Annotated in this window: 24 protein-coding genes and 3 pseudogenes; 15 read left to right on the top strand and 12 right to left on the bottom strand. The window is 67.5% G+C overall.

What is annotated here, in order from left to right:
* Nucleotides 1–359 precede the first annotated feature (359 nt).
* The 8 genes from TSH20_RS35790 (at nt 360) to TSH20_RS23675 (ending at nt 6,545) form a co-directional block, all read left to right on the top strand.
* The gene (locus TSH20_RS35790) at nt 360–701 is read left to right on the top strand and encodes a hypothetical protein (RefSeq protein ID WP_247871111.1); all 342 of its coding nucleotides are present in this window, start codon (nt 360–362) and stop codon (nt 699–701) included.
* Nucleotides 686–817: a hypothetical protein gene (locus tag TSH20_RS36185; protein ID WP_256379215.1), complete on the top strand. Its 132-nt coding sequence runs from the start codon at nt 686–688 to the stop codon at nt 815–817. The genes TSH20_RS35790 and TSH20_RS36185 overlap by 16 nt, the downstream gene beginning before the upstream one ends.
* Before the next feature lie 146 nt (nt 818–963).
* On the top strand, nt 964–1,416 hold the full coding sequence (locus TSH20_RS23650; protein WP_109155615.1) for a hypothetical protein: 453 nt from the start codon (nt 964–966) through the stop codon (nt 1,414–1,416).
* A gap of 233 nt (nt 1,417–1,649) precedes the next feature.
* On the top strand, nt 1,650–2,570 hold the full coding sequence (locus TSH20_RS23655; RefSeq protein ID WP_199231859.1) for an ABC transporter substrate-binding protein: 921 nt from the start codon (nt 1,650–1,652) through the stop codon (nt 2,568–2,570).
* Between the two features lie 63 nt (nt 2,571–2,633).
* Nucleotides 2,634–3,692, top strand: a complete 1,059-nt coding sequence (locus tag TSH20_RS23660) for an ABC transporter substrate-binding protein (protein ID WP_247871110.1) — start codon at nt 2,634–2,636, stop codon at nt 3,690–3,692.
* 25 nt (nt 3,693–3,717) lie between these two features.
* On the top strand, nt 3,718–4,968 hold the full coding sequence (locus TSH20_RS23665; protein ID WP_109155616.1) for an ABC transporter permease: 1,251 nt from the start codon (nt 3,718–3,720) through the stop codon (nt 4,966–4,968).
* Between the two features lie 30 nt (nt 4,969–4,998).
* The gene (locus TSH20_RS23670) at nt 4,999–5,802 is read left to right on the top strand and encodes an ABC transporter permease (protein ID WP_109155613.1); all 804 of its coding nucleotides are present in this window, start codon (nt 4,999–5,001) and stop codon (nt 5,800–5,802) included.
* Nucleotides 5,799–6,545, top strand: coding sequence for an SDR family oxidoreductase (locus TSH20_RS23675; RefSeq protein ID WP_109155612.1), 747 nt, complete (start codon nt 5,799–5,801; stop codon nt 6,543–6,545). The genes TSH20_RS23670 and TSH20_RS23675 overlap by 4 nt, the downstream gene beginning before the upstream one ends.
* 25 nt (nt 6,546–6,570) lie before the next feature.
* Here TSH20_RS23675 and TSH20_RS23680 read toward each other — a convergent pair whose 3' ends face one another.
* From TSH20_RS23680 to TSH20_RS23695, 4 genes are all read right to left on the bottom strand, one after another.
* On the bottom strand, nt 6,571–7,248 hold the full coding sequence (locus TSH20_RS23680) for a GntR family transcriptional regulator (protein ID WP_247871112.1): 678 nt from the start codon (nt 7,246–7,248) through the stop codon (nt 6,571–6,573).
* Nucleotides 7,249–7,352: 104 nt separating this feature from the next.
* A complete protein-coding gene (locus TSH20_RS23685; protein WP_109155610.1) occupies nt 7,353–8,666 on the bottom strand; it encodes an aspartate aminotransferase family protein in 1,314 nt (437 codons plus the stop codon).
* 61 nt (nt 8,667–8,727) lie between these two features.
* Nucleotides 8,728–9,723 carry a transketolase C-terminal domain-containing protein gene (locus TSH20_RS23690; RefSeq protein WP_109155609.1) on the bottom strand — a complete coding sequence of 332 codons (996 nt, stop codon included), beginning with the start codon at nt 9,721–9,723 and terminating at the stop codon, nt 8,728–8,730.
* Complete coding sequence (locus tag TSH20_RS23695; RefSeq protein ID WP_199231858.1) at nt 9,720–10,658, bottom strand: transketolase; 939 nt, start codon at nt 10,656–10,658, stop codon at nt 9,720–9,722. Before TSH20_RS23695 ends, TSH20_RS23690 begins: the two co-directional genes overlap by 4 nt.
* Before the next feature lie 215 nt (nt 10,659–10,873).
* Here TSH20_RS23695 and TSH20_RS23700 point away from each other — a divergent pair, with 215 nt between their 5' ends.
* Genes TSH20_RS23700 through TSH20_RS23710 form a run of 3 tightly spaced genes read left to right on the top strand, consistent with a single transcriptional unit; the run spans nt 10,874 to nt 14,800 of the window.
* Nucleotides 10,874–12,253, top strand: a complete 1,380-nt coding sequence (locus tag TSH20_RS23700) for an aminotransferase (protein ID WP_109155607.1) — start codon at nt 10,874–10,876, stop codon at nt 12,251–12,253.
* Nucleotides 12,254–12,263: 10 nt separating this feature from the next.
* Nucleotides 12,264–13,691: an amidase gene (locus tag TSH20_RS23705; RefSeq protein WP_109155606.1), complete on the top strand. Its 1,428-nt coding sequence runs from the start codon at nt 12,264–12,266 to the stop codon at nt 13,689–13,691.
* Between the two features lie 17 nt (nt 13,692–13,708).
* Nucleotides 13,709–14,800, top strand: coding sequence for an ABC transporter ATP-binding protein (locus TSH20_RS23710; RefSeq protein WP_109155605.1), 1,092 nt, complete (start codon nt 13,709–13,711; stop codon nt 14,798–14,800).
* Between the two features lie 152 nt (nt 14,801–14,952).
* On the opposite strand, the pseudogene TSH20_RS23720 reads toward TSH20_RS23710, so the two are convergent.
* The 7 genes and pseudogenes from TSH20_RS23720 to TSH20_RS23750 form a co-directional block, all read right to left on the bottom strand.
* A pseudogene (locus TSH20_RS23720) lies at nt 14,953–15,721 on the bottom strand (IS6 family transposase).
* Nucleotides 15,722–15,770: 49 nt separating this feature from the next.
* Nucleotides 15,771–15,986, bottom strand: a pseudogene (locus TSH20_RS23725) (IS5/IS1182 family transposase); the annotation flags it as partial.
* A gap of 61 nt (nt 15,987–16,047) precedes the next feature.
* Nucleotides 16,048–17,202, bottom strand: a complete 1,155-nt coding sequence (locus TSH20_RS23730; RefSeq protein ID WP_109155603.1) for an iron-containing alcohol dehydrogenase — start codon at nt 17,200–17,202, stop codon at nt 16,048–16,050.
* A gap of 25 nt (nt 17,203–17,227) precedes the next feature.
* Entirely contained in the window at nt 17,228–17,674 is a 447-nt protein-coding gene (locus tag TSH20_RS23735; RefSeq protein ID WP_109155602.1) for a thioesterase family protein, read from the bottom strand.
* A gap of 37 nt (nt 17,675–17,711) precedes the next feature.
* The gene (locus TSH20_RS23740) at nt 17,712–18,914 is read right to left on the bottom strand and encodes an acetyl-CoA C-acyltransferase (RefSeq protein WP_109155601.1); all 1,203 of its coding nucleotides are present in this window, start codon (nt 18,912–18,914) and stop codon (nt 17,712–17,714) included.
* 40 nt (nt 18,915–18,954) lie between these two features.
* Entirely contained in the window at nt 18,955–19,890 is a 936-nt protein-coding gene (locus TSH20_RS23745) for an SDR family NAD(P)-dependent oxidoreductase (RefSeq protein WP_247871109.1), read from the bottom strand.
* Nucleotides 19,887–20,369: a MaoC family dehydratase gene (locus tag TSH20_RS23750; protein WP_109155599.1), complete on the bottom strand. Its 483-nt coding sequence runs from the start codon at nt 20,367–20,369 to the stop codon at nt 19,887–19,889. Before TSH20_RS23750 ends, TSH20_RS23745 begins: the two co-directional genes overlap by 4 nt.
* A gap of 274 nt (nt 20,370–20,643) precedes the next feature.
* Between TSH20_RS23750 and TSH20_RS23755 the strand changes: the two genes are divergently transcribed.
* Nucleotides 20,644–21,285, top strand: a complete 642-nt coding sequence (locus tag TSH20_RS23755) for a TetR/AcrR family transcriptional regulator (protein WP_109155598.1) — start codon at nt 20,644–20,646, stop codon at nt 21,283–21,285.
* 71 nt (nt 21,286–21,356) lie between these two features.
* On the opposite strand, the gene TSH20_RS23760 is transcribed toward TSH20_RS23755, so the two are convergent.
* The gene (locus TSH20_RS23760) at nt 21,357–22,991 is read right to left on the bottom strand and encodes an AMP-binding protein (protein ID WP_109155597.1); all 1,635 of its coding nucleotides are present in this window, start codon (nt 22,989–22,991) and stop codon (nt 21,357–21,359) included.
* Nucleotides 22,992–23,183: 192 nt separating this feature from the next.
* On the opposite strand from TSH20_RS23760, the gene TSH20_RS23765 reads away from it, so the two are divergent.
* From TSH20_RS23765 to TSH20_RS35795, 3 genes and pseudogenes are all read left to right on the top strand, one after another.
* Nucleotides 23,184–23,927: an enoyl-CoA hydratase/isomerase family protein gene (locus tag TSH20_RS23765; RefSeq protein ID WP_109155596.1), complete on the top strand. Its 744-nt coding sequence runs from the start codon at nt 23,184–23,186 to the stop codon at nt 23,925–23,927.
* Between the two features lie 40 nt (nt 23,928–23,967).
* Complete coding sequence (locus TSH20_RS23770) at nt 23,968–25,206, top strand: ABC transporter substrate-binding protein (RefSeq protein ID WP_247871108.1); 1,239 nt, start codon at nt 23,968–23,970, stop codon at nt 25,204–25,206.
* 95 nt (nt 25,207–25,301) lie between these two features.
* Nucleotides 25,302–25,421: pseudogene (locus TSH20_RS35795) on the top strand (ABC transporter ATP-binding protein); the annotation flags it as partial.

Below are 25,421 nucleotides of genomic sequence, written 5' to 3' on the forward strand. Positions count from 1 at the left end.
CGCTTGGCTGCTCGCGAACAAACGCCTGGATCGACGGCAGGATAGGCTCGGACGGATCGTCCTCTCCTTGCTCACTGCCGCCGCCATCGTCAGATCCCGGCATCCCGACCTTCGACCAGCTTCGTGTGTTCTTGACTGTGGTGGACACCGGCAGTTTCGCCGGGGCGGCGCGCAAGTGGGGCGGGCGACTTCCGTCATCAGCTATTCCATCGCGAATCTGGAGATGCAGCTGGGCGTCTCCCTGTTCGACCGCGAGACCACCAAGCGGCCGCAGCTGACCGACGCCGGCCGCGCCGTTTTGTCGGAGGCGCGGACCATCGCCATCGGCATGGGCAGCCTGCGCGCCAAGGTGAAGGGCCTTGAAGGGCCTGATCGAGGGGCTGGAGTCCGAGGTGCTTCTGGCGCTCGACGTCATGCTGCCGGCCTGGAGGGTGGTCGACGCGCTGAAGGCTTTCCCCGAAGCCTACCCGACCGTGACCTTGCGCCTTCCTGTCGAGACGCTGGGTGCGGTGACCCAGATGGTGCTCAACCGGGCAGCGACGATCGGCATCAGCGGACCGCTGGACATGGAGATCGACGGCATTGAGCGGATCGGCGTCGGCTTCGGCGAGTTGGTGCCGGTTGCCGCCCCTCCCACCCGCTGGCGCTGGCCGGACGCAACCCGCCCCGCGCGGGGCGCGAGCATGTGCAGCTGGTGCTGACCGACCGCTCCACCCTGACGCAGGGCTGGGAGTTCGCCGTCATCGGCACGCGCACCTGCCGGCTGGCCGATCTGGGGTCCAAGCACATGCTGCTGCGCGAGGGGAATCGCCGTTGATTGTTCCTGATTGTGCAACGGATTTCTTCGATCTCCTTGGTTTATCGTTCGCGTAAAAACATTTAGCGTCCTTGCATGACCGGCACGGCAATCCGTTCGCGTCCGGCCTGATCCTGATCTCTCCCAAAGATCCAAGGACGCGGATCATGAGCCAATCCACCTCCCTCTGCGTCGCCGCCGGCGATGTTCTGTCGACCCTTTCCTGCAAGCTGCACAGTGCCGGCTGCTCCGTCGTTCGCGGGGTGCTGGACCTGTTGATGTTGCCGTCGGGCAATCAGCGCCTTCTCGGCTGGCTCGGCAATCACCTGCTGTCGATCGCCGGTCAACTCGGCGGCGGTGCATCGGACCTAATCCCGCTCCATTTCGACCTTCATTTCGCTGCCGTTGGCTCGTTTCTGACCACAATCGGCTGTGCCGCGATTCTGGCGCTGCGCTCGCTCGGCACTGCGGTTGTGCTGGCGATCATCATGCTAATCGGTGCGCATGTTCTGATCCTGCTGTTGCCGCCGGACCTCGCCGCGTCGGTCAAGGGCGTCGAATTCGTGATGATGGCCGGCTTGCTCGCGGTCAGTGCTGCAGTCCGCCACTCACGGCATTGACCGAATTGCCCGTCTTGACAGGTAACTTATAACTTATAAGATTGACGCATCGGATGGTCCGGTGCGGTGGGACGTCGCCGGCCTTCCGGGTTCCAAACAAGGAGGGTCGGATGACGACGAGACGGGCAGGGCGCCTTTGCGCGCCCATAGTGTTCGCCATACTGATTGCGTCCGGGTCATCGCATGCGCGTGACCTGACCGTCGTTGGGTTCGGCGGATCGTTGCAGGACGCGATGCGGACCGCCTATTTCGAGCCTTTTTCCAAACGGTCGGGTGCGCCGCTGATCGAGGAATCCTACACCGGCGGCATCGCCAAGCTGAAGGCGATGAACCAGTCGCGGACGGTCACGTGGGACGTCTTGCAAATGGACGAGAACGAGATGACTCTGGCCTGCGACGAGGGGCTTCTCGAACCCTTCGACTGGAAAAGCCAGCCGAACGCCGCCGACATCATCCCGCAGGTCAAGGCGCCTTGCGGCGTCGGTGCCTTCGTCTGGTCGAAGGTGCTGGCCTTCGATCCGGCCAAGACCCCCGGCGTGAAATCCTGGGCGGATTTCTGGGACCTCAAGCGCTGGCCGGGCGAACGCGGCTTGCGCAAGCAGGCGCGCATGACGCTGGAGATCGCCCTGCTGGCCGACGGCGTCGCCCCCGACAAGCTCTATGAGACGCTGGGCACCAAGGCGGGGGTGGACCGCGCCTTCGCCAAGCTGGACCAGATCAAGCCGCACATCCGCTGGTGGGTCAGCGGCGCGCAGCCGGTCGAATGGCTCGCCGCCGGCAATGTCGTCATGACCTCCGCCTACAACGGGCGGGTCGCCGCCGCCAACAAGGACGGGCGGTCCTTCACCATGCTGTGGACGCAGCAGCTCTATTCCGCCGATTACTGGACGATCCCCAAGGGAACCGACAAGCTGGCGGCGGCCAGGGACCTGGTCGCCTACATGACGAGTGCCGATGCGCAAAAGCGCTTTGCCGAGACGATCCCCTACGGCGTCACCAACGGCCGCGCCTCCGCCCTGATCGATCCGAAAATCCAGCCGGACCTGCCGACCGCCCCGCAGAATATGGCGGGCGCGCTGATGATCGACACGCCCTTCTGGGTGAACAACGAGGACGAGTTGCAGCAGCGCTTCGAGCGCTGGGTCGCCCAATAGATCCGGGTTCACCGGACCGGGTGCAGAGCCGACCGCAACCAGTTTTCTGAACAGGTGAGAAACATGATGCTTCACGCGACGCGCATCGTCGGATGCGCGCTGGCCGTCGGGCTGTTGTCCGCGCCGGCCCTGGCGCAATCTCCCGCGCAAACCGAGCAATTGACAGTCGTCGGTGCCGGCGGTGTGCTGCAGGACGCCGAACGCGCGGTGTTCTTCCGCCCCTTCGCCGATGCCAACAAGGTGCAACTGACCGAGGATTCCTATTCGGGTCAGATGGCGAAGGTCCGCGCCATGGTCGATACCGGCAGCGTCAGCTGGGATGTGCTGCAGGTCGAACAGAACAGCCTGCTGAGCGGCTGCGAGGAAGGGCTGTTCGAGAAGATCGACTGGACCGGGATCGGCGACCGCAGGGATTTCATCGACGGGGCTTACAGCGAATGCGGTGTCGGCGCCTTCGTCTGGTCGATGGTGATGACCTATGACCGCTCGCGCACCGCCGACGGACCGAAGAGCTGGGCCGATTTCTGGAACGTGCAGCGTTGGCCGGGAAAGCGCGGCCTGCGCCAGACCGCCAAGATGACGCTGGAGATCGCCCTGCTGGCCGATGGCGTGACGCGTGAGGAGGTGTACAAGGTGTTGGCGACCCCGGCCGGGGTGGAGCGTGCCTTCGCATCGCTCGACAGGCTCAAGCCGAATATCCTGTGGTGGACTTCCGGCGCCGAGCCGATCGAGCGGCTGGCTGCCGGCGACGTGGTCATGGCGGCCGCCTTCAACGGTCGGGTGGCGGCGGCCAACCAGGGCGGGCGGTCCTTCGCGCTTTCCTGGGACGGGCAGGTGCTGGGCGTCGATTATTGGGCGATCCCGAAGGGGGCGAAGAACCGCGCCACGGCGGAGCACTTCATCGCCTTCGCCAGCCGGCCGGAGGTGCAGGCGCATTTCCCCAGCCACATCGCCTATGGCGTGACCAACCGCAAGGCGAACCTCGCCGTCGATCCGACGCTGGCCGCCGACCTGCCGACGAGCCCGGCGAATTTCGCCCTGGCGGTCCCGCTCGACACGGCCTTCTGGGCCGACCATGGCGAGGCGTTGGAAGCGCGCTTCGCCAACTGGCGCTCCCGATGACCGGCAGGAAGGAGCGATGACGCGCATGGCAACCACCACAGAAGCAATGGAAGGGGCTTCGGCGCTTGCGCCGCCGTCCCTGTCGTCGCGTGCGAAGGCCCGGATGGTTTCAGCCCTGCTGATCGCGCCGCTCGTCCTGTTCCTCACCCTGGTCTTCGTGCTGCCGCTGGGCGGCATGCTGTTCCACGCGGTGGAGAATGGCGAGGTGGGCGAGGCGCTGCCCGGCGTCGCTGCGGAAATGCGCGGCTGGACCGGCGAGGGACTGCCGCCCGAAAGTGCCTATGCCGCGCTGGCCCGCGACCTGAAGGCCGCCTATCGCGAACCCCGTCTGGGCGAGGCGAGCCGGCGCCTGAATTACGAACGCTCCGGCTACCGGGCGCTGCTGACCAGGACCGCGCGGTCCGTCCGCGCCATCGACCGGCCGCAGGCGGGCTGGGCGGCGGAACTGACCGCCATCGATCCGCGCTGGGGCGAGCCTGCCACCTGGGCGGCGCTGCGGCGGGCCAGCCCGCCGCTGACGCCCTATTACCTGCTGACGGCGCTCGACCTGCGGATGGACGACAGCGGGTCCATCGTGCGGGCTCCGGCGGAGGAGCGCATCTACATCGACACGCTGGGCCGCACCCTGTGGATCGGCTTCGTCACCACGCTCCTGTGCTTCGTGCTGGGCTTCCCGCTCGCCCATGCGTTGGTCAGCCTGCGGCGCGGCTTCGCGTCGGTGCTGATGGTCTGCGTGCTGCTGCCCTTCTGGACCTCGCTGCTGGTGCGGACCAGCGCCTGGATCGTCGTGCTGCAGAAGGAAGGCGTGCTGAACGGGCTGCTGACCCGGCTCGGCATCGTCGATGCGCCGCTGGAATTGGTGTTCAACCGCTTCGGCCTTTATGTCGCGATGGTGCACATCCTGCTGCCATTCATGATCCTGCCGATCCTCAGCGTGATGAAGGGTATCTCGCCATCCTACATGCGGGCCTCGGCCTCGCTGGGCGCCCATCCGGCGGTCGGCTTCCTCAAGATCTATCTGCCGATGACTCTGCCGGGCGTCGGGGCGGGGTGCCTGATGACCTTCATCATCGGCGTCGGCTATTACATCACGCCCAGCCTGGTCGGCGGCGCCCGCGACCAGATGACCAGCTATTTCATCGCCTACTACGCGAACACCACCATCAATTGGGGCCTGTCCTCGGCGCTGGGGGCGATCCTGCTCGCCTGCATCATGCTGCTCTACGCGACGGTCGGGCGCCTGATCGGCGTCGGCCGCATCGCCGGCATCCAGTGAGGTCCCCGCGTCCGGAAGAGAGGCCGAACCATGTCCAATCCCACCCGTGTTCTCCACTATGCCTTCTGCTGCGCGATGATGGTCTTCCTTGTGGGGCCGATCCTGGCGGTCGTCCCGATTTCCTTCAGCTCCGCCGGCTTCCTGTCCTACCCGATCCCCGGCCTGTCGCTGCAATGGTACGAGAAGGTGATGGCGGCGTCCGGCCCCTGGCTGCCGGCGCTGCGCAACAGCCTGATCGTCGGCACCGGCGCCATGGCGCTGGCCACGCTGCTCGGCACGCTGGCGGCGCTGGGGCTGGCGCGCAACGACCTGCCGGGGCGGTCCTTCCTGCTCGGCCTGCTGATCGCGCCGATGGTGGTGCCGGTGGTGATCAGCGGCGTCGCCATGTATTTCCTGTTCGCGCGGATCGGCCTCACCGCGTCCTATCTCGGGCTGATCCTGGCGCATGCGGCACTGGGCGCGCCCTTCGTCGTCATCACGGTGACGGCGACCCTGCGCAACTTCGATACCACCCTGGTGCGGGCGGCCTACAGCCTGGGCGCCTCGCCGGTGCGGGTCTTACTGACCGTGACGCTGCCGCTGATACTGCCGGGCGTGCTGTCCGGCGGCCTGTTCGCCTTCATCTTTTCCTTCGACGAGGTGGTGGTGGCGCTGTTCATCGGCGGGCCGGAGCAGCGGACCCTGCCGCGCCAGATGTTCGACGGCATCCGCGACACCATCGACCCGTCCATCCTGGCGATGTCGACCCTGCTGGTCGGCGTCACCATCGTCTTCATGGTCCTCCTCGCCCGGCTGGGGCGGGGGACCGGTTCAAAGCCTGGGAGCAACGCATGATCATCGTAACCGGCGGCACGCACGGCATCGGCCGCGCCTGTGTGGAGCGCCTGACCGGCGAGGGGCAGGCCGTCCTCTTCACTGGCCGGGATGAGGCGGCCGGCGCCGAACTCGCCCGCCGCTGCCCGGGCGCCGTCTTCCAGCGGGGAGACGTCGCCTCGCCCGACGACTGTGCCCTTGCGGTCGGGCGCGCGATGGACCTTGGCGATGGCCGTATCGACGGGCTGGTCAACAATGCCGGCATGTCACGCCGCGTCGCCTTCGCCGAGGCGCAGGTGGAGGATTGGGACCAGGTGATGGCGGTGAACGCCCGCAGCGCCTTCCTGTACACCCGCCTTGCCCTGCCGGGACTGCGGGCGGCGCGCGGCGCTGTGGTGAACGTCGCCTCCGTCGCCGGCAAGATCGGGGAGGAGGGGTTGGCGATCTACTGCGCGTCGAAGGCGGCGGTGATCGGCATGACCCAGGCGCTGGCGCTGGAGTTCGGCGACGAGGTCCGCTTCAACGCCGTCTGCCCGGGCCAGATCGACACCCGCATGATGCAGGGGATCAAGACGCAGGAGATCAGGCGCCGCCGTCTGGAGCAGCGCATTCCCGCCGGCCGTTTCGGCGCGCCGGAGGAAGTCGCCGACGCGGTCGCCTGGCTGCTGTCGGAGCGGTCGAGCTATGTCAACGGCACCGTCCTGACCATCGACGGCGGCGAGACCGCCGGGATGCGCACCCCGCGCGGTCTGGACGAGGAGTGAGAAAAGGACTGCGCCCTGGCGCCGGTCAGGCCGGCGTCAGGGACTGGCCGACCTTTTCGAGATAGGGGATCAGGCTCTCGCCGCCGCGGATGATGTCGCGTTCGATGGCGGCCCGCGCGGCGGGGCCGTCATGGGCGCGGAGTGCGGCGATCAAGGCCAGATGCTCGTCGGCGCCGGCATAATCGTCGTGTTCGACCTCGTTGTAGAACACGTTCAGGATTGGTCCCATCGACACCCACAGGCTCTCGATCTGGCCGACCAGCATCTCCATTCCCGACAACCTATAGACCGCGAAGTGGAAGTCGCGGTTGTGCTGAAGTGCCGCCTTGACGTCGCGCGCGCGCTCCGCCGCGTCGAACCGGGCATGCGCCTCGGTCAGGCGGGCGATATCCTCCGCCGTGGCATGGGTAGCACCGAGTTCCGCCGCCAGACCTTCCAACGCGATGCGGATGGTGCGGATTTCCAGATAGCGCGACAGGCTGAGCCCCGGCACGCAGACGAAGCGGCCCGATCTCAGTTCCAGCCCCTGTTCGCTGACCAGCCGCAGGCAGGCCTCACGCACCGGCGTTATGCTGGTGCCCAGCTCGTCCGCCAGATCCTGCATGACCAGCCGCTGGCCGGGTTTGAAGCTCCCGGCGATCAGCGCTTCGCGCACCGCCACATAGGACCGCGCCGACAGGTTTCCCGGTTCGATCGGCTGCATTCGCACGACATCATCTCCTCACACACGGACGGACGGCAGGGGCTGCGCCTTGGGCTACGCCGCGGCGTAGCCTCCTGCCGTCCTATAAGCTATAACACAGAAAGTCAGACGCCGACCCGCATCGCCGGACGCAGCGCATGCAGCGTCTCCGCGATGGCGTCCAGCGTGCGGTCGATCAGCGCCTCGTCATGGGCGGTCGACAGGTAGAGGCGCTTCAGCGGCAGGGGCTGGAAGATGAACCGCTGCTTCACCAGCCGCCGGCGGAAGGCGAGGTCGGTGGCGTTGTCGTTGCGCAGCAGATCCTCGTACCGCTCGAAGGCTCCCTGGAAGAAATAGAGCAGCCAGACTGAGCCGTAGCCCGCCGGCTGCGCCGGAATCCCCAGCCGCTCCACGATGGCCGACAGTCCCGTCCGCATGCGGTCGCCGAGCGCGAACAGCCGCTCGTAGGTGCCCGGCCGCTCCAGCTCGCGGATGGTCGCCAAGAGGGCCGCCAGCGAGGGCGGCGTGCCGTTGAAGGTGCCGCCCATGAAGACCGCGCCTTCGCCGGTCCGCCCCAGCCGTTCCATCAGGTCGGCGCGTCCGGCCAGGATCCCGACCGGATGGCCGGACGCCACCGCCTTGCCGAAGGTGGCGAGGTCGGGTGTCACCCCGACGATGGACTGGTAGCCGCCGAGCGCGTGGCGGAAGCCGGTGATGACCTCGTCGAAGATCAGCACGGTGCCGTGGTCGGCGGTCAGCCGGCGCAGGTCGCGCAGGAAGGCATCATGGGCGATCACCGATCCCATGTTGTGGCCGATCGGCTCGACGATCACCGCGGCGACCTCGCCCGGATGGGCGGACAGGTAATCCTCCACCGCCTGGGCGTCGTTGTAGGACAGGACCATTGTGTGCCGGGCGGCGTCGAGCAGGATGCCGTCGCACACCGGGTCGTATTGGCCGATGCGGTCGGCGGGCGACTGCACGTTCATGGCGACATAGTCGTGCCAGCCGTGATAGCCGCCCTGGAACTTGATGACGGTCCGCCGCCCGGTGGCTGCGCGGGCCAGCCGCAGCGCGTGGTAGGTCGCCTCCGACCCGCTGCTGCAGAAGGCCACCTGATCGGCGCAGGGGATCAGGCGGACCAGCGTTTCCGCCGCCTCGATCTCCAGATCCAGCGCCGCGGCACCGATCAGGTCGATGCGTTCGGACACTGCCGTCACGCGGTCGCGCACGGCGGCGGCGCAGTGTCCCAGCATGTTGGCGCCGAAGCCGCAGTGATAATCGACATGCTCGTTGCCATCGGCATCGTACAGGTATGGGCCAGCGGCGCGCACGAAGACATAGGGGTGCGCCAGCTGGCGGCTGGGGCTGAGCAGCCCGCCGGGCATGACGGCCCGCGCCCGCGCGGTCAGCGCGGCGTTGTCGTTTTCGATTGGCATGATTGGTCCTCGTCGGGGCTGCCGGGACGGGCGGCGGATCGGCCCGTCCCGGCTGGCGGTGTCAGGCCAGGATGTCGCGGACGACCGTCTCGATGCCGGCGGCGTCGAGCTGGTAGTGGCGGTAGAGATGGGTCGGCGGGGCGATCAGGCTGTATTCGTCGCGGATGCCGTGGCGGATCAGCAGCGCCTTGGTGCCGGCCTCCGCCATCACCTCCGCCACCGCACCGCCGAGCCCGCCGAGGATGTTGTGCTCCTCCACCGTCAGGATGATGCGGGAGCGTTCAGCCGCCGTCAGCACGGCGTCGCGGTCAAGCGGCTTGATCGTGTGCATATCGATCAGCCCGACCGACAGGCCGGACGCCCGCAGCGCCCGCACCGCTTCAAGGCAGGGGTGGACCATGGTGCCGCAGGCGATGATGGTCAGGTCGGTGCCCGTCTCGTGCTCGATGGCTTTGCCGAACCGGAAATCGGGCAGGTCGTCATAGACGTTCGGTTCCTGCCCGCGGCCGATGCGGAAATAGATCGGCTCCGGGTGGTCGGCCGATGCCTTGATCGCGGCGGCCAGCTGCGGCCCGTCGGCCGGATTGACCACGGTCAGCCCGGCGATGGAGCGCATGATCGCCAGATCCTCGGTCGCATGGTGCGAGGTGCCGTAGAAGCCGAGAGCGATACCGGCATGGTGCCCGATCAGCCGCACCGGCAGGGCGGAATAGGCGACGTCCATGCGGATCTGCTCGCAGCACAAAAGCCCGAGGAAGGAGGCAAAGGTCGCGACGAAGGGCATCACGCCGGTGGTGGCGATGCCGGCCGCCGCCGACACCATGTTCTGCTCCGAGATGCCGAACTGGATGAAGCGGTCGGGATGGCGGGCGGCGAAGCGGGCGAGGCCATTGGAATATTGCAGGTCGGCGGTCCCGGCCATCACCGGGTGGCCGTCCGCCACCAGCGCCGACAGCGCGTCCGACAGATAGGACAATCCGGGGGCGCGGGAGTTGAGCTGCCGGTACTGCCAGCTGCCGGGATTGACCGGTCCGGTGAGAGTGTCGGCGGCTGTCATCGGGCGTCTCCCTGGAAACGGGTGCGGGCGGCGGCCTGCCCCATGATCTCGGCGATGGCGGCGGCCTCGTCCTCCGGAGCCAGATATCCCAGGTGCCAGCCGGCCTCCCGCTCCATGTAGCCGACGCCCTTGCCCTTCAGCGTCCTGGCGATGATGCAGGCGGGCGTCTCACGCGCCTCGTCCTGCTTCAGCCGGCGGAACAGGGTGGCGAGGGCGGCGACGTCGTGGCCGTCCACCTCATGCACCTCCCAGCCGAAGGCGCGCCATTTGTCGGCCAGCGGCTCGATTCCCATCACCTCGTCCACCTGGCCGTCGAGCTGGTAGCCGTTGCGGTCGACGATGGCGATCAGGTTGCCGGCCCTCTGGTGGGCGGCGGCCATTGCCGCTTCCCACACCTGCCCCTCCTGCATCTCGCCGTCACCGAGCATGACATAGACGTCGAAGCGCTGGCCAAGCATCCGGCCGCCCATCACCATGCCGAGACCCGCGGACAGCGCGTGACCGATGGAGCCGGAGCTGAAATCCACCCCCGGCACCTTGGTCATGTCCGGGTGGTCACCCAGCGGGTTGCCAAGCCGGGTGTAGCCGTCCAGCAGTTCCTTCGGGAAGAAGCCCCAGTCGGCCAGCAGCGGGTAAAGCCCGACCGCGGCATGGCCCTTGCCCATCAGGAACCGGTCACGGTCCGGCCAGCGCGGTTCCCCGTGCCGCAGGCGCATGGCGTCGTAATAGAGCGTCGCGAACAGCTCCGCGCAGGAGAAGGTCGAGGAATAGTGGCCGACCTTGGCGATGGCGATCAGCCGGATCGTCTCCAGCCGAACGTGACGGGCGCGTTCCTCCAGATGGGCGACGGTTTCGGGGGCCAGGATTTCGGGCGTCAGGGGGCGGCCGGCGCCCATGGGGTCGGGCGCCGGTCCGGCAATGGCGGTCGTTGGCATGGTCATCCTGTCAGCGGATCGGCGCTGGATCGTAGGCGATGGGGTCCAAGGGCGCGCCGAATTGCCCTCGACAACTTATAACTTATAAGATACAAGTTGGGAATGGCAAGTGCGACGTTGCTGCTCCTTCCGACCCAGTCCCCAGCCAAGTCCGCGGTTGGAACGCCGTCAGCGCTCTCCTCACCCAATTCCCGCAATCAGGAAGAGCCGATCCCATGACCAACGCCCTTCGTGCCTTGGACATCGACCTGCATCTGCATTCGCAAACCAATGCCCGCGCCCACGAGGACCGTGGCCCGCTCACCCTGGTGCGGGGGGACGGCGTCCATGTCATGGACGAATCCGGCCGCCGCTATATCGAGGGGATGGCTGGGCTGTGGTGTGCGTCTCTCGGCTTCGACGAGGCGCGGCTGGCCGAGGTCGCCGCCCGCCAGATGCGGACGCTGGCGACCTACCACACCTTCAACCACCGCACGAACGACGCCTGCGTGGCGCTGGCCGAGGCGATTTCGGCCATCTCGCCGATCAAGGGCGGCAAGATCTTCTTCGCCAATTCCGGGTCGGAAGCCAACGACACCATGGTGAAGCTGGCTTGGTACTACAACGCCGCGCGCGGACGGCCGGAGAAGCGCAAGATCATCAGCCGCACCGGTGCCTTCCACGGCAGCACGGTAATGGGTGCGGCACTCAGCGGCCTGCCGCACATGCACCGCGCCTTCAACCTGCCGGACCAGGGCGTGGTCTTCACCGCCTGCCCCAACCATGCCCGCCATGCGGAACTGGGCGAAAGCAGGGAAGATTACGCGACGCGGCTGGCGGCCGAACTTGAGGCGCTGATCGAGGCGGAAGGCGCCGACAGCATCGCGGCGATGATCGCCGAACCGGTGATGGGGGCGGGCGGGGTGATCCTGCCGCCGGAAACCTATTTTCCTGAAATCCAGGCGGTGCTGGCCCGTTATGACATCCTGCTGCTGGCCGACGAGGTAATCTGCGGGTTCGGCCGTACCGGCAACTGGTTCGGCAGCCAGACCTTCGGCTTCCTGCCGGACATGATGTCGATGGCGAAGGGACTGTCGTCGGGCGCCATCCCCATCGCCGCGGTGGCGCTGAGCGACCGCATTTATCAGACGGTCGCCGACCAGAGCGCGGAGATCGGCGTCTTCGGCCACGGCTTCACCTATTCCGGCCATCCGGTGTCGGCGGCGGTCGCGACCGAGGCGATCCGCATCTATCACGAGATCGACGTGGTCGGCCGGGCCCGCCGGCTGGGCGCCCATCTGCGCGCCGCATTGGACGAGGGGCTGGCCGGGCACCCGCTGGTCGGTGAGATCCGCAGCGTCGGTCTGTTGGCCGGCATTGGCCTGACCGCCGACCCGGTGACCGGCCGCGAGTTCGATCCCGCGCTGCGGGTCGGCGCCCAGGTCGAGCGGCGCTGCCTCGCCCACGGCGCGATCATCCGCAACATGGGCGACAACATCGCGCTCTGCCCGCCCTACGTCATCGAACCCGCTCAGATCGACGCGCTGGTGGAGCGGCTGCGCGCCGCGCTGGACGACGTTGCCGACACGCTGTCCCGTGACAGCCTTGCCGCCTGAGGGATGCGCCATGCCATATTTCGACCTGATCGACCAAGCCGGCCTGATCCGCGATGGCGAACTCAGCGCCGCCGAGCTGCTCGACGCCACCATCGCGCGCATCGAGGCGGTAAACCCGGTGCTGAACGCGGTGATCCTGCCGCTCTACGACCAAGCGCGCGCCGCGCTGGAGACGGGGGAGGCGTCGTCCGGCCCCTTTGCCGGCGCGCCATTCCTGATCAAGGATCTCTACTGCCACGTCAGTGGCACGCCAACCACCGGCGCTTCCCGCCTGCTGGCCGGCGCTGTCGTCGACCATGACAGCGAGTTGATGGCGCGCTACCGTCGCGCCGGCCTGCTGACGGTCGGCAAAACCAACCTGTGCGAGTTCGGCACGCTCGGCACGACGGAGCCGGTGCTGTTCGGCCCGACCCGCAACCCGTGGGACCCGAGACGCTCCAGCGGCGGGTCGAGCGGCGGTGCCGCGGCTGCGGTCGCGGGCGGCATGGTGCCGGCGGCCCATGGCGGCGACGGCGCTGGCTCCATCCGCATTCCTGCGTCCTGCTGCGGGTTGTTCGGGCTGAAGCCGACGCGGGGACGCATCACCATGGGGCCGGACCTGGGCGACAGCCTGGGTGGCATCGTCAACGAACATGTGGTGACGATGACCGTGCGCGACAGCGCGGCCCTGCTCGACGCCACCCAGGGGCCGATGGCTGGCGATCCCTACAGCGCGGCGCCGCCAGCGGACAGCTTCCTGTCGCAGGTCGGCCGCGAGCCCCGACGCCTGCGCATCGCCGTCACCGACCAGTCGCTGCTGGGCACCGACGTCGATCCGGATTGCGTGGCGGCGGTGCGCGACACCGCGCGTCTCTGTGCCGAGCTCGGTCATGACGTGGAGATCGCCGCCCCGGTCTTCGACGCCGAGCAATATCAATCCACCTATCGCCGTTTCTGGTCGATGACAGCCACGCGCAGCCTGTGGAGCATCGGCCGTGCCACCAACCGCTCCCCCGCCGCGCTGGCGGAAGAGGTCGAGCCTTTCAACCGATATCTGTTCGAGCGTGGCAGCCACATCCTGGCGGCGGATTACGTGACGGATCTCGGCTGGTTCCACGGCTTCTCCCGCATCCTCGGGCATTTCCTGGAACGCTACGATGTGTGGCTGACGCCGACGCTGGGTTCTCCGCCGCCGAAGCTCGGCCATTTCGATGCCGGACTGCATGGTGGGGAGGCGGCGATGGACCGCTTCATGCAGTTCCTGGCCTTCACCACCTTCGCCAACATGGCCGGCCTGCCGGCGATGAGCGTTCCGCTGTCCTGGAATGCCGAGGGGCTGCCGGTCGGTTCCCAGTTCACCGGCCGAGCAGGTGACGAGGCGACGTTGTTCCGTCTCGCCGGCCAACTGGAACGCACCCGCCCCTGGCGGGACCGTCGCCCGCCCGTCCACGCCGCCTGATCCTGGAGGGTAAGATCATGGAAAGCCAAGGATTTGTGGAGTTCTCCGGCGTCCAGAAAAGCTATGACGGGCGCACTCTGGTGATCGAGGGGCTGGACCTGTCGATTCCGAAGGGGGAGTTCCTGACGATGTTGGGGCCGTCCGGTTCCGGCAAGACCACCAGCCTGATGATGCTGGCGGGGTTCGAGGCGCCGTCGCGCGGCGAAATTCGCGTGGCCGGCAAGCCGATCCAGAATGTGCCGCCGCACCGCCGCAACATCGGCATGGTGTTCCAGAACTACGCGCTGTTCCCCCACATGACCATCGCCGAGAATCTGGCCTATCCGCTGAAGGTGCGGCGGATGGGGCGGGCGGAGACGGAGCAGCGGGTGGCCCGCGCGCTCGACATGGTGCAGATGGGGGCGCTGGCGCAGCGCCGTCCGTCCCAGCTTTCGGGCGGGCAGCAGCAGCGGGTGGCGCTGGCGCGGGCGCTGGTGTTCGAACCGGATCTGGTGCTGATGGACGAGCCGCTGGGCGCGCTGGACAAGAATCTGCGGGAACACATGCAGTTCGAGATCAAGCATCTGCATGAGCGTCTCGGCGTGACCATGGTCTATGTCACGCATGATCAGGCGGAGGCGCTGACCATGTCCGACCGCATCGCCGTCTTCAACCGCGGCCGGGTGGAGCAGTTGGCGACGCCGGCGGAACTGTATGAGGAGCCGGCCACCGTTTTCGTCGCCGGCTTCATCGGCGAGAACAACCGGCTGTCCGGCGTGCTGGTCGACCGGCAGGGCGACAGTGGGACCGTCAAGCTGGAGAGCGGTTCGGTGGTGCAGGCCCGTGTTGCCGCCGGACTGGAGGCCGGGGCCTCTGTCACCGTGTCGCTGCGGCCCGAGCGGGTCCGGCTGGCGCCGGCTGGTGAGGCCGGAGGGGAGGGTCTTTTCGCCCATGTTGCCGAACTGATCTATCTGGGCGACCACATCCGCGTGCACTTGGCGGACGGTCCGGCCGCCGGGCTGGTCGCGAAAATTCCCAACAACGCCGACCACCAGCATGTGCGCCCGGGCAGCCGTTATCAGATGGAATGGGGACCGGCCGACGCCATCGCGCTGCCGGTCGGTCCCTAAGCGGATCGAGATCTGGCCAGCGGGGGAGGCGCCGTGGCGCCTCCGCACCGTCGGTTGGGTTTGCCGGCATTAGCGGCGGGCATCGAGGCTGAAACGGCCGGCACCGAAGGCGACAATCTGCAACAGGCCGCCGGCGATGGAGATAGGTGTTGTCAACTTGACCAACCAAGGGCGCAATAAGGACGAGCAGCCACGCTGCTGGGTCTTTGGTCAGCTAACCTGGGCGAGGCCGGTCACCTCGCGCCAGCCGGCGAGCGCTCGAGCGCGGGCGGCGCGGTACTCGGAAGCAGAGATCAGGTGGCGGCGCAGTTGGAAGTGATTGTAGATCCGGCTGTGGATGGAGAGAAACCGCTGGGCCTGCCGGGAGGATTTGAACCGCTTCATGTGCCGCTCGCGCCGTCTGGTCGGCTGGTGCAAGACTTCGCAGCGATTGTTCAGGTATCGGCATTGCCGATGCTCGCTGCCGAGCTTCATCTCCCTCTTCGCTGCCGCGTAGGATTTCAGCTTGTCCGTGATGATGACCCGCGGCGCATAGCGCAGTCCTTTCAGCAATTCGCGGAAGAAGCGCTCGGCCGCCTTCGTGTTGCGCCGGGTCTGGACCAGGATGTCCAGCACCACTCTTTTCTGGTCAACGGCGCGCCAGAGATAGTGCTGTTTGCCGCGGATGTGGATGAAGACCTCATCCAGGAACCATTTGTCGCCCGGCTTGGAGCGGCGGCGCTTGAGGGTGTTGGCGAAGTCGCGCCCGAACCGGAGACCCCATTCCCGGATGGTCTCGTAACTGACCTCGATACCGCGCGCCGCCAGCATCAGCTCGACCTCCCGCAGGCTCAAGCTGAAGCAGTGGTACAGCCACACCGCTTCGCTGATGATCTCGGCCGGAAAGCGGAAACCGCGATAGGGATTGAACGCCGTGCCCATGCTCGCCAGCCTGCCACGCCCGAGCGGCTCACGCCAACCTGACAACACCCTTGTGCGCCCCCGTCCATTGCGCGGCGGGATCCGAGCGCGAGACAAACTTGGGCTTCACCTCGCTAGCGGCACCCGAGCCGGCCTCGTCCAGCGTATCGAGATATTCTCGGACCGAGCGCCGGGTCGCCGCCATCGCCTCCCAGTCGACCTCCTCCGATCCCGCCGCCGAGCGCTGACTGTTGGCGTCCGCGCAGATCAGGCTGGCATCGACTGATCTTGCCCTGGTTCCCCTGGTTCGGTGGACACGGGTTCACTGGACCGGAGCAAGATTATCTTCACCATGCCTGTTCGTAGAGGCCCAAGGCATCCTCGTAGCGGACATCGCGCAGATTGTTGACCAATAGCCTTTGCACCTTCATGGCGTCGGCGGCTAGCATCGGCAGATCGTCACGCCGAATGCCAACCTGTTCCAGCCGCTGCTCCATCGGCATGGCGGCGACGAGATCGCGCATGGCGTCGATGAAGGCCGCTGCCGCCCCGGCCGGCGTGGCGAAGGAGCGGCCGGGCAGGACCGCCGGGGCGAGTTCGGCATAAAGACCCTCCGCGGCCGGTCGATTGAATTCCAGCACCGGCCCGAGCATCAGCGCATTGCTCAGTCCGTGCGGCACGTGGAAATGGCCCCCCAGCGGATAGGCCAGGGCGTGGACCGCCCCGACGGGCGCGTTGGCGAAGGCGATGCCAGCGAGCAGCGAGCCTTGGAGCATCACCGCGCGGGCGGCGACGTCGCGCCCGTCCGCGATGACGGCGCGGATGTTGCCACCCAGCAGGCCCAGCGCCCGCAGCGCGAGGCTGTCGGACAGCGGGTTCTTCTTGTGGCGGGTGGTGTAGGCCTCTATGGCGTGGACCATCGCGTCGATGCCGGTCATCGCGGTGACCCGCGGCGGCAGCCCCAGCGTCAGATTGGCGTCGAGCACCGCCAGGTCGGGATAGAGAAGACTGGAAACCACCCCCTTCTTCTCGCTGGCCGGCGTGGTGACGATGGCGATCGGCGTCACCTCCGATCCCGTGCCGGCGGTGGTCGGTACCTGGATCAGCGGCAGGCGCGGCCCCTTGGCGAGGCCGATGCCGTAGATGTCCGGCAGCTCCTGCGACGTGCCGGCCAGCAGGGCGACCAGCTTGGCGGTGTCGAGCGAGCTGCCGCCGCCGAAGCCGATCACCCCGTCGGCCCCGGCGTCGCGTGCCGCCCGCACCGCCAGCGCGACCGACTCTTCCGGTGGGTCGGCCAGCACGTCGGAAAACAGGGCGCAGGCCGTGCCGGCGGCCTTGAAGCCGGCCTCGACCGGCTCCAGCAACCCGGCCGCCACCAGACCAGGGTCGGTGACGATCAGCGCGCGGCGGATGCCCAGTTCCTTGGTCATCCCGCCCAAACGGGCCGCCCCCCCGACCTCGCACACCAGCTTCGGCGTGGTTTCGAACACGAAGTCCATCATGTCTCGGTCCTCACCGGATTGGGGGTCAGTCGGTTTCGGCCGGCGTGACCAGCCGCCCGAGCACCATGCGGAGTTTCTCCGGCAGCGCCGCCGGGCGGCGCGTCTCGCGATCGACATAGACATGCACGAAATGCCCGCAGGCCGCCGGGGTGGGGTCGTCGTTGCGGAAAAGCCCGACCTCGTAGCGGACGCTGCTGGTGCCCAGCCGCGCCACGCGAAGCCCGGCCTCGACCCGGTCGGGGAAGCTGACCGGTGCGTAATAGCTGCAGCCGGTGTCTACTACCAGTCCGATCACCGGGCTGCTTTCGATGTCGAGCGCGCCGTTCTCGATCAGGTACTGGTTCACCACCGTGTCGAAGTAGCTGTAATAGACCACATTGTTGACGTGGCCGTAGGCGTCGTTGTCCATCCACCGGGTCGGGACGATCTGGAAGTGGGGGTAGGAGGCGCGGGTGTCGTGCTTGCGGTCCATTTGGGTTCCTCCCTGTATCGGGCTGTGCTTTGGAGATTCAGGCGACTTCGAACAGGCCGGCGGCGCCCATGCCGCCACCGACGCACATGGTGACGACGACATGGCGCACACCCCGGCGCTTTCCCTCGATCAGGGCGTGGCCGACCAGACGGGCGCCCGACATTCCATAAGGATGGCCGATGGCGATGGCCCCGCCATTGACGTTCAGTCGCTCGTCGGGGATAGCGAGCCGGTCGCGGCAGTGGATCACCTGCGCGGCGAAGGCCTCGTTCAGCTCCCACAGCCCGATGTCGTCGACGGTCAGTCCATGCCGCTTCAGCAGCTTTGGCACCGCGAAGACCGGGCCGATCCCCATTTCGTCCGGGTCGCAGCCGGCGACCGCGATGCCCCGGTAGGTACCGAGCGCCTGCAAACCCCGCCGTTCGGCCTCCGCTGACTCCATCAGCACGCAGGCCGACGCCCCGTCCGACAGTTGCGAGGCGTTGCCGGCGGTGACGAAGCGTCCTTCCCGGATCTGCTGGCCGTCGCGGAACACCGGCTTCAGCGCCGACAGCCCGGCCAGCGTGGTGTCCGGCCGGTTGCTCTCGTCACGGTCCAGCGTGACCGTATGACGGGTGGTCTCGCCGGTCGCCTTGTCGAAACGGGTCATGGTGGTGGTGAGCGGCACGATCTCCGCGTCGAAGCGCCCGGCATCCTGCGCCTTGGCGGTGCGGGCCTGGGAGCGGGCGGCGTAGGCGTCCTGCGCCTCGCGCGGCACGCCGTAGCGCGCCGCCACGATCTCCGCCGTCTCGATCATCGCCATGTAGACGTCGGGGCGGTGCTCGACCAGCCAGGGATCGCGCCAGCGCTCGACGTTCATACGGTCGGTCTGCACCAGCGACAGCGATTCCAGCCCGCCGCCGACCGCCACGGTCATGCCGTCGGCGACGATCTGCTTGGCGGCGATGGCGATGGCCATCAGGCCGGAGGCGCATTGCCGGTCCACCGACTGCGCCGCCACCGAGGTGGGCAGTCCGGCGCGCAGCGCGCATTGCCGGGCCATGTTCATGTGGGTGGCGCCCTGCTGTAGCGCCGCCCCCATCACCACGTCGTCGATTTCGGCGGGATCGATCCCGGCACGGGTGACGGCAAGGGCGATGGCGTGCCCGCCCAGCGCCTGCGCCTGGGTGTCGTTGAAGGCGCCGCGGTAGGCCTTGCCGATGGCCGTGCGGGCGGTCGATACGATGACGGCTTCTCTCACCGGTCTTCACCTTGTTTCAGCGGGGTCTCGGCTGGCCGGCTCAGCCGGCGGCGTCCGCCGCGCGCTTCAGGATGCGGTCGACATGGCTCAGGCCGGCGTCGATCTCGTGCTGGCGGTCGAGCGAGGCGATCTCGGCGAAGCGGGCGGCCACGGCCTCCAGCGTCCGCTCGCCCTCGGGCAGGAAGACGCCGTCCGATTCGACGATGGCGAGCCGGGCATAGGTGCCGGCGCCGGCGAGGATCACCGTGCGGCTGGGCGCCCGCTCCGACACCAGGAACAGCGCCGCCGGGGTTACGAAATCCGGGTTCAGCCGGGCCAGCGCCGTCTCGTCTAGGATGTCGGAGGTCATGCGGGTCGCCGCCGTCGGGGCGACCGCGTTGACGTGGATGCCGTTGCGGATGCCCTCCAGATGCAGGACGTTCATCAGCCCGACCAGACCGGCCTTCGCGGCGCCGTAGTTCGACTGGCCGAAATTGCCGTAGACGCCGGAGGTGGAGGTCGTCATCAGGACGCGGCCATAGCCCTGCGCCCGCATGATCGGCCACACCGCATGGGTGACGTTGGCCGCCCCCATCAGATGCACGTCGACGACCGAGCGGAAATCCTCCAGCTCCATCTTGGCGAAGCTCTTGTCGCGCAGGATGCCGGCGTTGTTGATCAGCACGTCGATGCGGTCCCAAATGCCGTGGGCGCGCTCAACCATGGCGGCAACCTGCGCCGGGTCGGTGACGTTCGCGCCGTCGGCGATGGCCTCGCCGCCGCGGCTGCGGATCTCCTCGACGACGGTCTCGGCGGCATCGGAAGCGCCGCGGCCGTCGCGCCCGCCACCCAGGTCGTTGACCACGACCCTGGCGCCGCGCGCCGCCAGTTCCAGCGCATAGCGGCGCCCCAGGCCGTTCCCCGCCCCGGTGACGATGGCGACCCGCCCGTCGAAGCGGATGCCGTCAGCCCCCATACCGTCCGATTGAATGCTCATGCTGCGTTCACCTGTTCTTTCAAAAGGGTCAGGATGATCCAGTCGGCCGCCAGCGCCGGCCTGCCGCCGCCCTCGATCTCCACCGTCACCGCATAGCGCGCGGCCAGTTCCCGATCAGACCGGCGGGTGACCTCGCTCAGCACGAAGCGGGCGCGGACCCGCGCGCCGGATCGAACCGGGGCGGGGAAGCGGACGCGGTCGAAGCCGTAATTGATGAGCATCGCCTCTCCGGCGATCGTCGGCAGTACGCCCTTTCCCATCGCCGTCAGCAGCGACAGCGACAGGAAGCCGTGGGCGATGGTGCTGCCGAAGGGCGTGTCGCGGCTTGCCCGCTCAGGATCGACATGGATGAACTGGTGGTCGTCGATGGCGTCGGCGAAGGCGTCGATGCGCCGCTGATCGATCTCGAACCAGCGCGACACACCGATCTCGCCGCCGACACGCCGCTCCAGATCCTCGGCGGGAATGGGTTCGTTCATTGGGCGTGTTCCCGTCCTTGTTTGGGCCATGTTCGGGTGGGCCACATGCGTGTGGCCTTCGGTTGGGTGCGCTTGCCGCAAAGTTTGCTTGCATCACGCAGAGAAAACCTACCAAGTAGTATGTGAGTGAGCCCGCTCTGTCCAGGCAGAAATGTTGCCTGTGGGATGGATTGGTCCTAGCTTCACCTGACCGGCCCCCGCCGGGGTGCCGCGAAGGGATGATGCGGGCGGAACGGATTGATCGCCGACGAAATTATCGAGTTGGAACTGGACGATGAGCAGTGAAAAGAGCCAGCTGTCACCCCGCATCGACAAGACCGGGAACATCGATATCCTGACCGCCGCCGCCGAATGCTTCATGGAGCAGGGCTATCACGCGACGAGCATCGATGACGTGGCGCGGCGTCTGGGTGCTACGAAGGGTCGCATCTACCATTACTACCGCTCGAAGACGGAGCTGTTCTTCGACGTCCATCGCGAGGGAATGCGGCGCAACTTCGAGGCCGTCACCCCGGTGATGAAGGGGCCGGAGCCAGCGGCGAAGCGCCTCAGCGCCATGTTCCGCCAGCACGCCCTGTCGATGATGGAGAATCTCGCCCTGGAGGCGGTGGTGGTGCAGGGTGTCGAGATGCACCGTTTCGGCGCTACGACGCCCGAGCAGCGCCGCACGCTGGCCGAGCTGATGACCGTGCGCAACGACTTCGAGAGCCTGTTCAAGCGGATCACCTACGAGGGGGTCGAGGACGGCTCGATCCGCACCAGCGACGTGTCGGTGGCGGTCAAGGTGGCGCTGGGCGCCATCAACTGGCTGTCGATCTGGTACCGCCCCCGCCCCGCCGAGACCCGTGACGACCGCGAGATCCTCGCCGATAAGATCGTGGATTCGATCATGCAGGGGCTGAACGCGCCAGGATGAAGGAAAACCCCTCTTCCGTCGCGGGAGAGGGGCTCGGCCACCGTTGAACGCTCACTGCATCGGGTCGCCTCTCAGACGAGCCTTTCACGCTTGAGGCGGATGCCCGCGGCCTCGCGGTCCCAGCAATCCTCGGTCAGGCCGTCGGCGCGCAACATGTGCTTCTGGAGCTTGCCGCTTGCCGTCTTGGGCAGCTCCTCCACCACGCGGACATAGCGCGGGACCATGTAGTGCGCCACCCTCGCGGCCAGGAAGCCGATCAGTTCGGCCGGGTCGATCGCGGCGCCGGGGATCGGGGCGACGACTGCCAGCACCTCATCCTCGCCGACGTCGCTGGGCACGGCGACGGTCACCGCCTCGCGCACCGCCGGATGGGCGCAGATCTCCGCCTCCAGCTCGAAGGAGGAGATGTTCTCGCCGCGGCGGCGGATGACGTCCTTCAGACGGTCGACGAAGAAGAAGCGCCCGTCCGCCTCCATGCGGAAGGCGTCACCTGTGTGGAACCAGCCATTGCGCATGGACGCCAGCGTCGCCTCCGGGTTGCGGTAATAGCCGGAGCCGAGCGCCCAGGGCCGGTGTGTGCGGATGATCAGCTCGCCGATGGTGCCCGGCGGCAGCTCGGCGTCGTTGCCGTCGACCACGCGCAGCTCGAAGCTGGGGCGCGCACGGCCGCACAGGCCCGGCACCATCCCGTCCGGTCCGGCGGTCCGCGGGCCGGCCGTCAGGGGGCTGGCGATCTCGGTCATGTTGTAGACCGTGTGGAGTTCGACGCCGAAGCGCTCGCCGAATCGGGGCGAGTCCTCGCCGAAGGGGACGATGAAGACCTTCTTGAGGGTATGGTCGCGGTCCCGCGCGTCCGGCGGCGCCTTCATCAGGAAATTCGCCATGATGCCCAGAAGCAGGACCACCGTGCTGCCGGTGTCGCGGATCGAGTCCCAGAAGTCCGGCGTCCGGAACTCCGGAACCATCGCTATGGACCCGCCCTTGCCCAGCATGCAGTAGACGTAAAGCGTGCTGCCGCAATGGAAAATCGGCCCGCAAATCATGCAGCGGTCGTCTGCTGTGATGCTGTCGAAGGCATCCGGCCCCATCGTGTAGATCTGCACGTAGGAGGTCACGACCCCCTTGGCCGCCCCGGTGGTGCCCGACGAATACATGATCGCATGGGGGTCCCAGGGCTGGATCGGCCGGTCGAGTGGCAGGCTGAGATCGGCATCGGCCGGTGCATCGACCAGCGGCGCGACGGAGACGCCGGGCAGCGCGGGCGGGTCCGCATCCACCGTGCCGACGGTCAGGATCTTGACCAGAGGCCCGCGCTCGATCTCCGCCAGACGGCCGATCAGGGCAGCATGGGCAATGAGGATCGTGGCGCCGACATTGTCCAGCATATGCTCCAGCGGACGCCCGCGGCTTGCGGTGTTGAGCGGCACATAGACCGCGCCGAGATAATTGATGGCGAACCACGCGGTCAGCAGATCCGGCCCGTTTGCCATCCAGCACAGCACATGGTCACCCTGGCGGACACCCTGCGCCCGCAAGGCCCCGGCGCGGCGGCGGACACGCTCCAGCGTCTCGCGGTAGCTCCAGCTTTCGCCCCGCCAGAAGGCGACGAACACCGCGTCGGGCTGCCGCGCGGCCTGCCCTTCCAGAAGATTGCGCAGCACGCACTCGTCCGCCGTGGGGATCCGCGCCCAATCATCGCCGTGCATCGCCGAAAACCCTCCCTGTTCTTTCCAATCCCTGTCCGGACCACGGGCCTCGCGCCCGTGTTGGCGACTGTCGTTCATATGTTTGCACCACCAATCAAAAGATTGCAACATACTCAGTAGAATGTTAGGGAGTTGACGCCAGCAAGAACGGCACGCCGCGCTGGCGGAGCCTGGTGGGGAGGAAAAAGCGGAATGAGCCTTGTTTCGATCGAGCATGCGGACGGGGTGGCGCTTGTCCGCTACGACCGGGGCGGGCGGGCCAACGCCCTGAACGCGGCAGCGATGGAGAGGCTGACCGATGTCGCCCACCGCCTGCGCGCCGACACCAGCGTTCGGGCGGTGGTGCTGACGGGTACCGGCACGGTGTTTTCCGGCGGCATTGACCTGTCAGATCCACTGCTCTGGCCTACCGGCGCGGATGTCCTGGAGCAGCACGCCGCGGTCGAGCGCGGACGTGCCCTGTGCGACGCCTGGGCGGCGCTTCCCCAGCTCACCATCGCCGCCGTGGAGGGACCGGCGGTCGGCGGCGGCGGCGTGCTGGCGCTGGCGCTGGATCTGCGGGTCTTCGGGCGGGACGCGCATCTGCGGCTGCCGGAGGCGCGGCTCGGCTTCAACCTCGCCTGGGGCGGACTGCCGCGTCTGGTCTCGCTGGTCGGTCCGGCCCGGGCCAAGCGGCTGCTGTTCACCGACCTGCGGGTCGATCCGGCGCTGGCGCTTGATTGGGGTCTGGCCGACCTCGTCGCGGCGGATGGCGCCGCGGTCGACGAAAGCCTGCGGCTGGCGGGCGAGGCGGCGGCGGTCCCGCCGCTGGCCCTGCGCATGACCAAGCGCGCCATTGACGCCCAGGCCGACCAGACGCGGCTGGCCCATGGCGACAGCGACCAGTTCCTGCTCGGCCGCCTGCTGCGCGACGCCGCGGCGACGGCCAAAACCTGAGACCACTCTTCAAATCAATCAGAATAGGGAGGACGAACGCATGACGACGCTCAATACCGCTCTGCTCGCGAGTATGGCCGCCTTCGCTTTCACCGGCGCACTGCCTGTCGCCTTTGCCGGCACGGCGCATGCGCAGATCTCCGACAATGTGGTGAAGATCGCCGTGCTCGACGACATGACCGGCATCTACGCCGACCTCGCCGGGCGCGGCTCGGTGGTCGCCGCGCAGATGGCGGTGGAGGATTTCGGCGGCAAGGTCAAGGGCGCGCCTGTCCAGGTCGTCTTCGCCGACCACCAGAACAAGGCCGACATCGCCGCCAGCGTCTCCCGCCAGTGGATCGACCGCGAGCAGGTCGACGTGATCGTCGATGTCGGCAACTCCGCTGCGGCGCTCGCGGTGCAGGAGGTGACGCGCGAGACCGGACGGGTTCACCTGAACTCCACCGCAGGCACCACCGAGCTAACCAACGAGAAATGCTCCCCCACCAGCGTCCACTGGACCTACGACACCTACGCGCTCGCCAACGGTGCCGGCCGCGCCCTGACCCAGCAGGGCAACAAGTCATGGTTCTTCATCACCGCCGACTACACCTTCGGCCGCAGCCTTGAAACCAACACGTCTAACGCGGTGAAGAAGGCCGGCGGCGAGGTCCTGGGCACGGTCCGGGCCCCGGTGGCGACGCCGGACTTCTCCTCCTTCCTGCTCCAGGCGCAGGCGTCGGGCGCGCAGGTGGTGGCGCTCGCCAATGCCGGCGGCGACTTCGTCAATGCGGTGAAGCAGGCCAACGAGTTCGGCCTGACCCAGGGTGGCCAGAAGATGGTCGGCATGTTGGTCTTTTTGACCGACATTGACAGTCTCGGCCTCGACGTCACCAAGGGAATGATCATCACCACCGGCTGGTACTGGGACACCGACGAGCGGACGCGGGAGTTCGCCAAGCGCTTCGGCCAGCGCTTCGAGGGCAGGATGCCGACCATGGTGCAGGCCGGCGTCTATTCAGCGGTGCTGAACTACCTGAAGGCCATCGACGCCAGCGGCACCGACAAGGGCCTGACCGTGGTCAACCAGCTGAAGACCATGCCCATTGAGGACATGTTCGCCCGCAACGGCAAGGTCCGCGCCGACGGCCGCATGGTCCACGACATGCACCTCGTCGAGGTCAATAGCCCGCAAGAGTCCAAGGGACGCTGGGACTATTACAAGATTCTCAGCACCATCCCCGGCAACGACGCCTTCCTGCCACTGTCCGAAAGCAAGTGCCCCCTCGTCAAGGGCTGACGGGCGGGACCAATGGGGATGCTCCGGTCGTCGGTTCCGCCTGGAATCGCCGGCTGGCTGCGCGGCCGACGACTGGCAAGAGGATCGCATCGCCGATGACCGACGACATCATCCTGGAAGCGCGCACCCTGACGAAGGAGTTCAAGGGGTTCGTGGCGGTGAAGGAGGTGAACCTTCAGGTTCGCCGCGGCACCATCCACGCGCTGATCGGCCCG

Origin of the sequence: Azospirillum sp. TSH20 (genome assembly GCF_003115935.1) — a bacterium.
Lineage (GTDB): Bacteria > Pseudomonadota > Alphaproteobacteria > Azospirillales > Azospirillaceae > Azospirillum.